Source organism: Mumia sp. ZJ1417, from assembly GCF_014127285.1.
In the GTDB taxonomy this organism is placed as follows: domain Bacteria; phylum Actinomycetota; class Actinomycetes; order Propionibacteriales; family Nocardioidaceae; genus Mumia.
This window is the reverse complement of the sequence record NZ_CP059901.1, coordinates 4,036,662-4,049,954: the sequence shown is the minus strand read 5'-3', so window position 1 is coordinate 4,049,954 and position 13,293 is coordinate 4,036,662. Positions and strand designations below refer to the sequence as shown.

Genomic DNA, 13,293 nt, shown 5'->3' with positions numbered 1-13,293 from the left:
CCGTCATCATCCCCCGCGCGGGCGCGGTCGGCAGGTCGGTTGCGCAGGGTCGCGCAGGGCGGCTCAGCGCGTGCGGTGGTCCATCCGGGTGATCCGCGGGCCGCGACGCGGTCGCCCGAGCACCCCGTCGGCGTACAGCAGGTGCACGACGCGGCCCCGGTGGCCACGCCACGGCTCGAGGATCTCGAGCATCCTCGCGTCGTCCACCGGTGCGCCATCGAACGTGGTGCCGACGTCCTTGGCCAGGTTGTAGTCGCCGACCGAGACCGCATCGGGGTCGCCGAGACGCAGCGTCACCTCCGCCGCCGTCCACACCCCGACACCGGGGAGCGAGCGCAGGCCAGCGGCGACCTCGTCGTACGGACGGTCGACGAGCCGCGCGAGGGCCGTGGCGCGCTCGGCGACGCGGATGACGGTGCGGGAGCGTGCGGGATCGACGCCGGCGCGGTGCCAGACCCACGACGGCAGCGTCCGCCACTGCTCGGGCGGCAACGGGACCGACATCGGCCGTGGCGTCGGGCCGGGTGCGGGCTCGCCGTGGGCGCGCAGCAGGCGGCGCCATGCGGCGAACGCGTCGACGCCGGGGACGCGCTGCTCGAGGATCGCGGGGACGAGCACCTCGAGCACGCGACGCTGGCGGGGGAAGCGTAGCCCGGGGTGGCGCTGGCGGGCTCGGGCAACGAGAGGGATGAGCGGATCGAAGCCTGTCCAGTCGTCGTCGGCGCCGAGAAGCGTGGGGGCGTCGGCGACCAGGGTGCCGGAGCCCGGCCCCCAGGCCTCGACCCGGATCTCGCCGTCGACGGACGTGACGCGGTAGGTAACGGCGCCGTCGGGCATCCGGCTCGCACGCCACACCGCACCGTCGGGGGTCACGTGGTGCGCAGGGTCGTACGGGCCCTTGGCGAGCATCGCGAGGGTACGGCGCACGTTGACGGGCCCGTCCGGACGCCAGGTGCGGACGGCGTCGGGGCGCGGGGGACCGGACGTGCTCACCCTTCGATCGTGGCACGCGATCCTGACAGGCCGGCGGCTGTGGGATCCGTCACGACTAGCCCTCGCGCCTGTCGCCGCCGGTCAGGGCGTGCGTAGGATGCCCGGTCTATGAGGGAATCGTCATGAGCGGCATCGTGTCCCTGCTGCCGGCCGCCACAGACATCGTCCTCGCCCTCGCCCTGGGCGACGACCTCGTCGCGGTGACTCACGAGTGCGACGAGCGGGCCCGTACGGGGCGTCAGGTCGTCGTCCGCGCCGGCCACACCCGCTCGGTCCTCGACGTGGACGCGTTGGCCGGGCTCGACCCGGCGCTGATCCTCACCCAGGACCTCTGCGCGGTCTGCGCCGTCCCCGCCGGCGATGTAGACCTTGCGCTCGCACGGCTCGGCTCCGACGCGGCCGTCGTCACGCTCGACCCGCACTCGCTCGCCGACGTCCTCGTCGGCATCGCCGAGGTCGCGCAGTGCGCCGGGGTCCCGCAGCGCGGAGAGGCCCTGGTCGCGCAGCTGCGCAGCCGTCTCGCGGACGTCTGCCTCGCCGTCGAGGGGCGCGAACGGCCGCGCGTCGCGGTCGTGGAGTGGACCGACCCGTTGTATCTCGCCGGCCATTGGATCCCGGACATGGTCGCGCTCGCGGGCGGAATCTGCGCAGCGGGTCATCCCGGAGCACCGTCGCACCCGACCGGCTGGAAGACGCTGCGCACGGCCCGGCCGGACATCGTGGTGGTCGCGCCGTGCGGGTACGACCTGGACGGCGCCGCCAAGCAGGCCGAGGAGGTCGCCGCGCGCGTGGCCGAGATGGTCGGGCCGGTGCCGGTGTGGGCGATCGACGCCGACGCGCTGATCGTACGGCCGGGGCCGCGGCTCGTGGACGGCGTGGAGGCGCTTGCGTCGGTGCTGCACGCGGGTGCGGTGGCCGAGCACGCCGGCGTCCGGCGGGTGGCGTGAGCGGGCGGTACGCCCCGAGCCCTTCGGGGGATCTGCACATCGGCAACCTCCGTACGGCGCTGCTCGCGTGGATGTTCGCCCGTTCGACCGGACGGGGATTCCTCATGCGTGTGGAGGACCTCGACCGCGTGCGCGAGGGGGCCGAGGAGCGCCAGCTCGCGGACCTCGCCGCGCTCGGGATCGACTGGGACCCGCCGGTTGTCCGGCAGTCCGAGCGCCGCTCCGTGTACGACGAGGCGGTCGCCGCTCTGGTCGCGCGCGGCCTGACGTACGAGTGCTTCTGCACCCGCCGCGAGATCGCCGAGGCGACGTCCGCGCCGCACGGGACGCCGGGCCTCTATCCGGGGACGTGCCGCCGGCTCAGCGAGGCCGAGCGCGAGGAGCGCCGCGCCGAACGGCCCGCCGCGCTGCGCCTGCGTGCGGGCGTCGCCCAGTTCACGGTTCGCGACCTGCTCCACGGCGCGTACACGGGTCCGGTCGACGACCTCGTCCTCGTCCGCAACGACGGCGTCCCCGCGTACAACCTGGCGGTGGTCGTGGACGACGGTGCGATGGGCGTCGACCAGGTCGTACGAGGCGACGACCTGCTGGCGTCGGCACCTCGTCAGGCCTACCTCGCGGCACTCCTCGGCCTCACGCCGCCGGTCTACGCGCACGTGCCGCTGGCGCTGAACGTCGACGGCAAGCGGCTCGCCAAGCGCGACGGCGCCGTGACGCTCGCGGACCTGCACGCGCTCGGATGGAGCACGGCCGACGTGGTCGCGACGATCGCGGACTCGCTCGGCATGGCCGCGCGCGACGCGGCGGGGATGCTGGCGGAGTTCGACCCCGCGGCGCTGCCCCGTACGCCCTGGGTCTTCGTGCCCCCGTCCGCGCCCCCGTCCGCGTGGTGAAAGCAACCTGACCGAATCGCGGGCCCAGAACGGTCAGGTTCCTTTCACAGCGCGGACGCGAGAGGATCGGCAGGAGAGCCACGTACGAGGAGGTCGTCATGCCTGTGGACGGTGGAGTGCTTCAGGGTCGCGAGGCCGAGGTCGTCGCCGGGGTGCACCCCCAGCTGTTCGTCGCCGGGAAGTGGCGCGACGCCGAGGGCGCCAAGACCTTCGCCGTGCACGACCCGTCGACCGGCGAGACGATCGCGCACGTCGCGAACGCGTCGGTGGCCGACGGGCGCGCCGCACTCGATGCCGCCGTCGCCGCGCAGGACGACTGGGCCAAGACGCCGCCGCGCGACCGCGGCGAGATCCTCCGTAAGGCGTTCGAGATCATCACCGAGCGCGCCGACGATCTCGCGCTGCTGATGACGCTCGAGATGGGCAAGCCGCTGTCGGAGTCGAAGGCCGAGATCGCGTACGGGGCGGAGTTCTTCCGCTGGTTCTCCGAGGAGGCCGTGCGCATCACCGGCCGGTACGCGGTCGCGCCCAACGGGGCGACGCGCCTGCTCACGCTCAAGCAGCCGGTCGGCCCCTGCCTGATGATCACCCCGTGGAACTTCCCGCTGGCGATGGGCACCCGCAAGATCGGCCCGGCCATCGCCGCGGGCTGCACGATGGTCGTCAAGCCGGCCGCGCTGACGCCGCTCACGATGCTCGCGCTCGCCGACATCCTCGTCGAGGCCGGGCTGCCCGAAGGCGTCCTCAACGTCATCACCACCCAGTCGACCGGCGAGGTCATGGAGCCGCTGGTCCGTGACCCGCGCCTGCGCAAGCTCACGTTCACCGGCTCCACCGAGGTCGGGCGCCGGCTCATCGAGCAGAGCGCCGAAGGCATCCTCCGGGTGTCGATGGAGCTCGGCGGCAACGCGCCGTTCCTCGTCTTCGAGGACGCCGACCTCGACCGCGCGGTCGACGGCGCGATGCTCGCCAAGATGCGCAACATCGGCGAGGCGTGCACCGCGGCCAACCGGTTCCTCGTGCACGAGTCCGTGGCTGACGAGTTCTCGCGGCGCCTGTCGGAGCGGATGGGCGCGATGTCGGTCGGACGCGGCTCCGAGGAGGGTGTGCAGGTCGGCCCGCTGGTCGAGGAGAAAGCCCGCACGAAGGTTGCCGAGCTGGTCGCGGACGCCGTCGGGTCGGGCGCGGAGGTGCTGACCGGCGGCGAGGTGCCGGAGGGGCCGGGGTGGTTCTATCCGCCGACGGTGCTCGCCGGTGTCTCGACGGATGCGCAGGTCTTCCGCGAGGAGATCTTCGGCCCGGTCGCGCCGGTGTTCACGTTCTCCTCCGACGAGGAGGCGCTGCGGCTGGCCAACGACACCGAGTACGGCCTCGTCGCGTACGCGTTCACCGAGTCGCTCGAGCGTGCGGTGCGGGTGTACGAGGGGCTGCAGACCGGGATGGTCGGCATCAACCAGGGCGTGGTGTCCAACCCGGCCGCGCCGTTCGGCGGCGTGAAGTCGTCGGGCTTCGGCCGCGAGGGCGGCGCCGAGGGGATCGACGAGTACCTCGAGGTGAAGTACGTGGGGCTCGCGCTGTAGCGCGGGAAAAAACTTCTGTGGTCGCTGTAGAAGTCGGCCGCCGTCGTTCGTGGAGGTCGTGAGAGGCCGACGCGCAGGGCGGCGGCCGACAACCGCAGGAGACCACGATGGCCACCACGACACGCACACCCGAGACCCACGGCACCACCCGTACGCACAACGACTGCGACCCCGCGACCCGCGTCACCAGGTCGCTCCTCGGGTACGGCGTGCTCGCCGGCCCGTTCTACGTGAGCGTCGCGCTCGCCCAGGTGTTCACGCGGGACGGCTTCGACCCGGCAGTCCATCAGTGGAGCATGCTGGCGCTCGGCGACCACGGCTGGATCCAGGTCGCGAACCTCACCCTCACGGGCCTCATGCTCGTCGCCTTCGCGGTCGGCCTGGGGCGGGCGCTGACCCCTGGACGCGGAGCTCGCTGGGCCCCGCGCCTCGTGGCGGCGTACGGGATCTCGCTGGTCGCGGCGGGTGCCTTCCGCGCCGACGCGGCGTACGGGTTCCCGGTCGGCACCGCCGAGGGGCCTGGCGACATCTCGTGGCACGGGATGCTCCATCTCGCCGCGGGTGCAGTCGGCTTCACCTGCCTCGCCGTCGCGTGCTTCGTGCTGGCCCGGCGCTACACGGCCGACGGGCGTCTCACGTGGGCCGTCTTCTCGCGGATCGTCGGAGTCGTCTTCCTCGCCGGCTTCGGTGCTGTTGCCGTCGGCGCGGGCGCTGCCGCCGCTAACCTCGCGTTCACCGCCGCCATCGTCCTCGTCTTCGGGTGGATCACCGCCGTCGCGCTGGACCGCTACCGCCGCACCGTCTCCCCGTCCTGACCAAAACACACACCAGAACCACTTCGAAGGAGATCACCATGCGTTACCTCGTCATTCTCGACGGAACCCCGCCCGAAGGCCCCCCGCCGCCCGAGCTCATGGAGGCGATCATGACCCTCGGTGCCGAGGCGACCAGCTCGGGCGCGATGCTCGACAACGCCGGGCTCGCCCCCAGCGCGTTCGGCGCCCGTGTGGACCTCACCGGCGGCGAGATCACCGTCGCCGACGGCCCGTTCACCGAGGCGAAGGAACTCATCAGCTATGCGCTGTACGAGGTCCGTACGAAGGAAGAGGCGGTCGAGTGGGCGCGCCGGTTCCTCGCGGTCCACCAGGAGCACTGGCCCGCGTGGGAGGGGAGTGCCCGCGTCGTGAAGATCTTCGGCCCGGAGGACTTCGCGCCCCCCGCCTGACCCCCCGTCCCCGCTCCGCCCCACGATTTGACGGGTTGCCCACCGCTTTCTTGCCGAGAACGGTGGCTAACCCGTCAAATCGTGGGGCGGAGCGGGGTGTGTGCTTGGATCGGCGGTGTGACATCCGGCGAGGGGGCGGCGCGCGCTGCGGTCGAGGCGGTGTGGCGGATCGAGGCCGGCCGGCTCGTCGCCGGACTCGCACGCGTGACCGGTGACGTCGGGCTCGCCGAGGAGCTCGCGCAGGATGCCCTCGTCGTCGCGCTCGAGCAGTGGCCGACGGCGGGCATCCCGCCGAACCCCACAGGGTGGCTGATGACCACCGCCAAGAACCGCGCGATCGACGGCGCGCGGCGTCGCGCCACCTACCAGCGCAAGCTCGAGCAGGTCGGACGCGACACCGAGATCGCGACGCACCCCGGCGACGAGGTCGAGGACGCGCTCGACGACGACATCGGCGACGACCTCCTGCGGCTGATCTTCACCGCGTGCCATCCGGCGCTGTCGGTGGAGTCCCGCGTCGCGCTGACCCTGCGGTGCGTCGGCGGGCTGAGCACGAGCGAGATTGCGCGCGGTTTCCTGATCCCGGAGAAGACCGCGGGCCAACGCATCTCGCGGGCGAAGAAGGCGCTGACCGACCGCGGCGTCGTCTTCGCGATGCCCGATGCGGCCGAGCGGGCAGCACGGCTGCGCTCGGTGAGGGAGGTCGTCTTCCTCATCTTCAACGAGGGGTACGCCGCGCAGGCAGGCGACGACTGGATGCGCCCGGCGCTGTGCCACGAGGCGCTGCGCCTCGCCCGGTTGCTCACGACACTCGTACCGGATGATCCCGAGGGTCACGGGTTCGTCGCCCTCCTTGAGCTCCAGGCCTCACGCCTCCCGGCCCGGACCACTCCCGATGGACATCCCGTCCTCCTCCTCGACCAGGACCGGCGGCGCTGGGATCGCACGCTCCTCCGTCGAGGGCTCGAGGCGCTCGCCCGCGCGGAGGAGCTCGCGAGCGCCCCCGGACCGGACGGGCCCGCGCTCGGCCCATACGCGATCCAGGCCGAGATCGCCGCCTGCCACGCGCGTGCGGCACACGCGGACGACACCGACTGGAGGCGCATCGCCGCCCTTTACGTCCTTCTGCGGCACGCCTGGCCGTCGCCGGTCGTCGAGCTCAACCGCGCGGTCGCCGTCGGTTTTGCCGAAGGTCCCGAGCGGGGGCTCGCCGTCGTCGACGCGATCGCCGGAACGCCCGCGATGGCCTCGTACCCGCAGCTCCCCGCGGTCCGCGCCGACCTGCTCGCCCGCCTCGGTCGCACCACGGAGGCGCGGGAGGCGTACGAGCAGGCGGCTGCGCTGTCGGGCAACCTGCGGGAGCGCGAGGTGTACGCCGCGAAGGCCACTGCCCTGTCCGGCTGAGCCTTTCGCGTGCGGTGCTCAGACCTCCTGTACGACCGGCTCCGGGGTCGCGTTCCCCCATGCGGACTCGCGGCGCTGGGTCACGAGGGCGACCAACGCGGCGAGCACGGACGCCGCGCTAGCGGCTGCGGCCCTCGGCCAAGTAGGCCAGCCGACGCAGCGCCTCGCGGTTGCGTGCGCGCAGGCTGAGCGCCTCGACCGGGCCGGGCAGGAGCTTCGCGGGCCCGCTGACGGTGTGCTCCTCCATCTCCACCGTCGTCGTCCCGTCGCGTTCGCGGAGGGTGAGACCGACGTATCCCTCGCCCATGGGCCACGCGCGTACCTGCAGCTCGAGTCGCTTCCCAGGCTCGCACGCGAGGACGGAGGTGGTGTCGTCGATGAGTATCGGCCACGTGCCGACCGAGTGGTAGATCTTCGTCCCGGGCGAGGGGAAGCCCTCGTCGACGTCGCGGATGCGTGAGGCTCCGACGACCCAGGACGCGTACGTCCAGCCGTCGGCGAGGACGGCGAACACCTGGTCCGCAGGGGCGTGGATCTCACGGGTGACGAGGGTCATCATGGGCTCCTTCTCGAGGCTCGCAGCCGGCGCAGCAGCGTCGGCTCGGCGAGGACGGCGCGGGCCGCGTTCGCGCCGGGCGCGCCGTGGACACCGCCACCGGGATGGGCGGACGCGGAGGCTAGGAAGAGCCCCGGGACCGGGGTCGATGCGCGGCCGTTGCCGGGGACCGGTCGGAACACGAGCTGCTGGTGGATCGCCGACGTGCCGCCGTTGATCGCGCCGCCGACGAGGTTCGCGTCACGGGACTCCAGCTCGCGCGGGCCGAGCACCCGACGCGCCACCACGCGGCTCGCGAGGTCAGGCGCGTACGCCTCCAACCGCCGCTGCACGCGATCGGCGAACCGCTCGACCTCGTCGTGATCCCACCGCCCCGTGAGGCCCTCGCCTCCGGCGTCGTGGCGGACCTCCTGCGGCACGTGCGTGTACGCCCACAGCGCCTCCGTTCCTGCGGCCGAGCGCGTCGGGTCGGCAGTTGACATCTGCCCCACGACGAGGAACGGCTCGGCCGGGATCGTGGACCCCGCGATCTGGGCGTGGGTCTCGGCCATCGCGGTGACGGAGTCGGCGAGATGGACGGTGCCCGGGGCGGTCGGTGGTGGCGACGACCACGGCACCGGCCCGTCGAGCGCCCAGTCGACCTTGACCGTGCCCGGGTCGAGTGTGAAGTGGCGCATCCGCCGCCGCAGCCGCGCCGGGAGGTCGTCGACCGAGATCAGCTTGCCGTACAACGAGGACGCCACGACGTCGGCGACGACTGCGCGGTCCGCCCGTACGGTCTGGCCGTCGTCGAGACGCACGCCGACCGCCTGGCCGTCCTGCAGCTGCACGCGCTCCACGCGTGTCGAGGTCCGGACCTCGCCGCCCAGGGACACGAATCGCGAGGCGAGTGCGGCGGTGAGCTGCCCGGCGCCACCGCGGGGAACGGGGAACCCGACCGTCTGACCGAGCATCGTCATCAGCAGACCCATCAGGCCGGACCCGGCGGCGTCGGTGGGGATGTCGGCGTGTCCGGCGTTGCCGGCGATCAGCAGCGCCGCCCCTGGCCCTCGGAAGCCGTCGCGCCCGAGCGCGGTCGCCGGCTCCAGCAGGCGCCGCACGTAGTCGAGGCCGCCGACCGAGCGCAGCGCCCACAGGGTCCGTACTCCTGCGCGCACGGGCGGGAACGGCGACGTGAGCGCGTCGACCACGGCATCGCCGACGTGCGCCCAGTCGCCGACCCACTCGTGCCAGAGGTCGCCATCGCCCGTTCCGAGCGCCTCGAGGGACCGAGCCGTCGCGTCGACGTCGCGGTGAAGCATCACCCAGGCTCCGTCCGGGAGCGGGTGCCCGAGTACAGCAGGAGCGTGGCTCCACTCGAGCCCGTAGCGCTCGAGGTCGAGGCCCCGCATCGCCCGCGACGCCGCGGCCAGCGGATAGAAAGAGCTGAAGGTGTCGTGCACGTAGTCGGGGTGCACGTCCCGCGCGCTGCGGACCGCGCCGCCCAGATCGGACTGCGCCTCGAGGACGACCACATCGAGCCCGGCGTCAGCAAGCAGGTTGGCCGCGACCAGACCGTTCGGACCTGCACCGACGACCACCACGTCGTACGCGTTCGTGCCCACGTCGACTCCTCGTGCACTCGTGGATGGCGGCGTTGAGGCGGTACCCGCCGGCGGGCGACCCAAAACATCGACTGCCCTCGACGCGGTTGGGTACCGGAGGTCCGACGGAAGGATCCCGATGCATTCCTGGTGGTACGACCAGAACCCTGACCGCCCGACGTACGAGCCGCTCACCGACGACCTCGCTTGCGACGTCGTCGTGGTGGGCGCGGGCCTGGTGGGGGTGACCACAGCGCTGGCGCTGGCCCGTGCGGGCACGTCGGTAGTCGTCGTCGAAGCGCGAACGGTGGCGGCTGGAACGACGGGCGGGACGACCGGCAAGGTCAGCCTGCTGCAGGGGACGCGGCTCTCGACGATCCAGCAGCACCACGCCGAGAGCCTGCGCGGGTACGTCGGCGCGAACCGTGCCGGGCAGGACTGGATCCGCGCGTACTGCCAGACCAGCGGTCTGTCGTACGACGAGCGTGACGCGGTCACCTACGCCACCACGGCCGCTGGTGAGCGTCGGCTGCGCCAGGAGCAGGAGGCATGCGTAGAGGCCGACCTGCCTGTGGTGTGGGACGGCGAGCCTGGCTTGCCGTACGAGGTGCGCGGGGCGATCCGGTTGGTGGGGCAAGGACAGGTCGACGCCGTTGCACTGACCGCCCGCGTCGCTGCCGATGCCGTCGACGCCGGTGCGCGGATCTTCGAGGGCACTCGCGTGCTCGGCGTGGAGAGGGGACCCCGCCGCCGAGTCCGAACCGCGCACGCGACGATTGAGGCCCAGGACGTCGTGCTCGCCACCGGCACACCGATCCTCGACCGTGGGGGATTCTTCGCAAGGCTGTCGCCGAAGCGGTCGTACGCCGCCGCGTTCCGCACCGAGGGCCCGGCGGTCGACGCCATGCACCTGTCGATCGACGCCCCGACGCGGTCGTTGCGGACGTCGACACCGGACGGATCCGTGCTCCTGGTCGGCGGCAACGGGCACACGACCGGGCGTGCGCGTTCGGAGGCCGCGAAGCTCGACGAGCTGGTCGCGTGGGCACGAGAGACGTTCGGGGTGGGGACACCGCTGGCGACCTGGTCGGCGCAGGACTACTCCCCGACGGGCGGGCTGCCGTACGTCGGACGTCTGCTGCCGGTCGACCCGCACGTCCACGTCGCGACCGGGTTCGACAAGTGGGGGATGGCGATGGGCGCTGCCGCAGGCCTCGCGCTCGCCGGGGACCTCCTCGGTGAGGCGCCAGGCTGGCGCGACTCCGTACGGGCCTGGCGGCGACCCGCCCTCCGGGACGCGACGACGGCGGCGGTGGTCAATGCGGAGGTCGGGGCCGAGCTGGGCAAGGGCTGGGTGTCGGCAGCACTGTCGCGCGACGAGGACCCGCCGTCCGTACGGGGGCTTCCGCCGTGCGCGGACTCCGGAGACGGCACGCGGCTGAGCGCGGTCTGCACGCACCTCGGCGGGGTCGTGGAGTGGAACGACGCCGAGCGCACCTGGGACTGCCCGCTGCACGGGTCTCGGTTCGCCGACGACGGATCGGTGATCGAGGGGCCGGCCACGCGACCGCTGCGGCGCCGCTGAGTTCGCGCGGCCCGAGCGGTCCACCGTACGAGGGCCCGTCCATGGGCCCGGGACAGGAGAACGTCATGCTCGCCGAATCACCCGCCTTCCAGGGCTTTTCCGTCGACGACATTCCGAAGGCCCGTGACTTCTATGCCGATGTGCTCGGTCTGGACGTCGACGAGGAGGACGGGATGCTGCGGCTCCACCTCGCCGGAGGTCGCGACACGCTCGTCTATCCGAAGGGCGACCAGCACGAGCCGGCCTCGTACACGATCCTCAACTTCCCGGTGCCCGACGTCGAGGCCGCCGTGGACGGACTGAGCGCGCGCGGAGTCGTGTTCGAGAAGTACGAGGGGACGCCGATGGCGACCGACGAGAAGGGAGTGTTCCGCGGGGGCGGGCCGCTCATCGCGTGGTTCACCGACCCCGCCGGCAACGTGCTGTCCGTCATCCAGGAATAGCTCGCGAGCCTAGAGGGGGACGTCGGCGCGGACGTGGCCTTCGCGGTCGCGGACGCACGTCCCGTCCCGGAACAGCACGCCGTCGCGGAAGCGCCCTTCCACCTCGCCGCCGCCGAACTGCTCGACGTACAGCCGCGAGTACAGCCCGCCCTCCGCGAGCAGCTCGGCGTGCGTGCCCCGCTCGACCAGCCGGCCGTCCTCGAGGCCGAAGATCACGTCGGCGTTCTGGATCGTCGAGAGCCGGTGCGCGATGGCGATCGTCGTACGCCCGACGGTCGCGCGCTCCAGCGCGTCCTGCACCAGCCGCTCCGTCTCCGTGTCCAGCGCCGACGTCGCCTCGTCGAGGATGAGCACGCGCGGGTTCATCAAGAACACGCGCGCGATCGCGATCCGCTGCTTCTCGCCTCCCGACAGGCGGTAGCCGCGCTCGCCGGTGATCGTCTCGTACCCCTCGGCGAAGCTCATGATCCGGTCGTGGATGTTGGCGTCGCGGGCAGCCTGCTCGACCTCCGCAGGTGTCGCACCCTCCTTGGCGTACGCGATGTTGGCGAAGATCGTGCCGTGGAAGAGGTACGGCTCCTGCGTCACCATCCCGACGGTCGTTGCCAGCGAGTGCTCGGTCGCGTCCCGGACGTCCACGCCGTCGATGAGCACCGCGCCCTCGGTGACGTCGTAGAAGCGCGGCACGAGGTACGTCATCGTCGTCTTGCCCGACCCCGACGGTCCGACGATCGCGGCGAGCTGGCCCGGTTCGACCGCGAGCGAGACCTCCCGCAGCGTCCAGCGCTCCTCGGTGACCGGGTCGTGCTCGTCGGTGCCACGAGGCGGGACGCCGAGCAGTCGCGGCGGCGGATAGCGGAACGACACCGCGCGGAACTCGACCCGCCCGCCCTGCCCGGTGTCGGGCAGCGGTCGCGCGTCCGGACGCTCGATGATCGCGGGCTCGAGGTCGAGGTACTCGAAGATCCGGCGGAACAGTGCGAGCGATGTCTGGACGTCGAGCGTGACCCGCATGAGCTGGATCAGCGGCATCTGCAGGCGTGACTGCAGCGTCGTGAAGGCGACGAGCGTGCCGGCGGTGAGTCCGCCGCCGGAGAAGTCCATGCGTCCGGTGAGCATGAAGCCGGCGACCAGGTAGATGATCGCCGGGGTGATCGCGAAGAACGTCTGCACCATCGCGAAGAACGTGCGGCCAGTCATCGCCGCCGTCACCTGCAGGTGCGTCTGGCGCTGGTTCTCCTCGCGATAGCGCAGGGTCTCGCTCTCGGCGCGGTTGAACACCTTCGCCAGCAGGATGCCGGAGACCGACAGCGCCTCCTCGGTGATGGCCGTCATCTCCGAGAGCGACTCCTGCGTCTTGCGGGCCAGTCGCTGCCGCCGTCGCCCCACCCGGACCTGGATCACCACGAACAGCGGCATCAGGATCAGTGTGATGAGCGTCAGCTGCCACGACAAGATCACCATCGCGACCAGCGCCGAGCTCACGGTCACGACGTTCTGCAGGATCGTGGTCGCGGTGTCGGTGAGCACCGTACGGACGCCGCTGACATCGTTGGCCAGGCGTGACTGGATCGCGCCGGTCTTGGTCGCGGTGAAGAAGCCGAGCTCCATCGTCTGCAGGTGCGCGAACAGCCGGCTGCGCAGGTCGGCCATCGCCGAGTTGCCAATCGTGGACGTGAGGTAGTTCTGCCCAATCCCGATCAGTGCGGTGACGATCGGGATGAGGCACAGCCCCGCGACGAGCCAGCCGAGCAGCCCCAGGTCAGCGCTGCCTCCGTCCACCGGGAAGAGGGCGTCGTCGAAGACCGCCTTGGTGAGGAACGGCGCCAGCGAGCTGAGGATTGCGCCGGTCACGACCGCGAGGGCGACCAGGAGCATCTTGCCCTTGTACGGAGCCAGCAGCTGCGCAATCCGTGGCAGTACCCGCGACGCATCCGCCCGTGCCTCGGCGCGACGTTCGGCCCGCGCGGCCTCCTCGATCTCCGACCTCATGGGACGAGCCTAGGTCCGCGTGCGGCACGTGACCGGGTGTGAAGTCGCCACGATCGGGTACCGAATGCCCGAAGCCACCCGGAGCGGAAGGG

12 protein-coding genes are annotated in these 13,293 nt (G+C 72.1%); 8 read left to right on the top strand and 4 right to left on the bottom strand.

Annotated features, from left to right (window positions below; translation table 11 throughout):
• Positions 1–63: 63 nt before the first annotated feature.
• A complete protein-coding gene (locus tag H4N58_RS19580) occupies positions 64–993 on the bottom strand; it encodes a DNA-3-methyladenine glycosylase (protein WP_182397121.1) in 930 nt (309 codons plus the stop codon).
• A gap of 122 nt (positions 994–1,115) precedes the next feature.
• Between H4N58_RS19580 and H4N58_RS19575 the strand changes: the two genes are divergently transcribed.
• From H4N58_RS19575 to H4N58_RS19550, 6 genes are all read left to right on the top strand, one after another.
• On the top strand, positions 1,116–1,940 hold the full coding sequence (locus H4N58_RS19575; protein WP_182397120.1) for an ABC transporter substrate-binding protein: 825 nt from the start codon (positions 1,116–1,118) through the stop codon (positions 1,938–1,940).
• Positions 1,937–2,833: a tRNA glutamyl-Q(34) synthetase GluQRS gene (gene gluQRS / locus H4N58_RS19570; RefSeq protein ID WP_182397119.1), complete on the top strand. Its 897-nt coding sequence runs from the start codon at positions 1,937–1,939 to the stop codon at positions 2,831–2,833. Before H4N58_RS19575 ends, gluQRS begins: the two co-directional genes overlap by 4 nt.
• Positions 2,834–2,931: 98 nt before the next feature.
• A complete protein-coding gene (locus H4N58_RS19565; protein WP_167000522.1) occupies positions 2,932–4,413 on the top strand; it encodes an NAD-dependent succinate-semialdehyde dehydrogenase in 1,482 nt (493 codons plus the stop codon).
• 107 nt (positions 4,414–4,520) lie between these two features.
• Positions 4,521–5,228 carry a DUF998 domain-containing protein gene (locus H4N58_RS19560; protein ID WP_167249743.1) on the top strand — a complete coding sequence of 236 codons (708 nt, stop codon included), beginning with the start codon at positions 4,521–4,523 and terminating at the stop codon, positions 5,226–5,228.
• 38 nt (positions 5,229–5,266) lie between these two features.
• Positions 5,267–5,638 (top strand): YciI family protein, encoded by a 372-nt coding sequence (locus H4N58_RS19555; RefSeq protein ID WP_167000520.1) that lies wholly within the window; start codon positions 5,267–5,269, stop codon positions 5,636–5,638.
• A gap of 117 nt (positions 5,639–5,755) precedes the next feature.
• Positions 5,756–7,042 (top strand): RNA polymerase sigma factor, encoded by a 1,287-nt coding sequence (locus tag H4N58_RS19550; RefSeq protein WP_208322857.1) that lies wholly within the window; start codon positions 5,756–5,758, stop codon positions 7,040–7,042.
• A gap of 118 nt (positions 7,043–7,160) precedes the next feature.
• On the opposite strand, the gene H4N58_RS19545 is transcribed toward H4N58_RS19550, so the two are convergent.
• Both H4N58_RS19545 and H4N58_RS19540 read right to left on the bottom strand, forming a co-directional pair.
• Positions 7,161–7,598 (bottom strand): SRPBCC family protein, encoded by a 438-nt coding sequence (locus tag H4N58_RS19545; protein WP_167249744.1) that lies wholly within the window; start codon positions 7,596–7,598, stop codon positions 7,161–7,163.
• Positions 7,598–9,202 carry an NAD(P)/FAD-dependent oxidoreductase gene (locus H4N58_RS19540; protein ID WP_167000516.1) on the bottom strand — a complete coding sequence of 535 codons (1,605 nt, stop codon included), beginning with the start codon at positions 9,200–9,202 and terminating at the stop codon, positions 7,598–7,600. The genes H4N58_RS19545 and H4N58_RS19540 overlap by 1 nt, the downstream gene beginning before the upstream one ends.
• Before the next feature lie 118 nt (positions 9,203–9,320).
• On the opposite strand from H4N58_RS19540, the gene H4N58_RS19535 reads away from it, so the two are divergent.
• Positions 9,321–10,766 (top strand): FAD-dependent oxidoreductase, encoded by a 1,446-nt coding sequence (locus H4N58_RS19535; protein ID WP_167000514.1) that lies wholly within the window; start codon positions 9,321–9,323, stop codon positions 10,764–10,766.
• A 65-nt stretch (positions 10,767–10,831) separates the two neighbouring features.
• Entirely contained in the window at positions 10,832–11,209 is a 378-nt protein-coding gene (locus H4N58_RS19530; RefSeq protein ID WP_167000512.1) for a VOC family protein, read from the top strand.
• A gap of 9 nt (positions 11,210–11,218) precedes the next feature.
• Here H4N58_RS19530 and H4N58_RS19525 read toward each other — a convergent pair whose 3' ends face one another.
• Positions 11,219–13,201 carry an ABC transporter ATP-binding protein gene (locus tag H4N58_RS19525; RefSeq protein ID WP_167249746.1) on the bottom strand — a complete coding sequence of 661 codons (1,983 nt, stop codon included), beginning with the start codon at positions 13,199–13,201 and terminating at the stop codon, positions 11,219–11,221.
• Positions 13,202–13,293 lie beyond the last annotated feature (92 nt).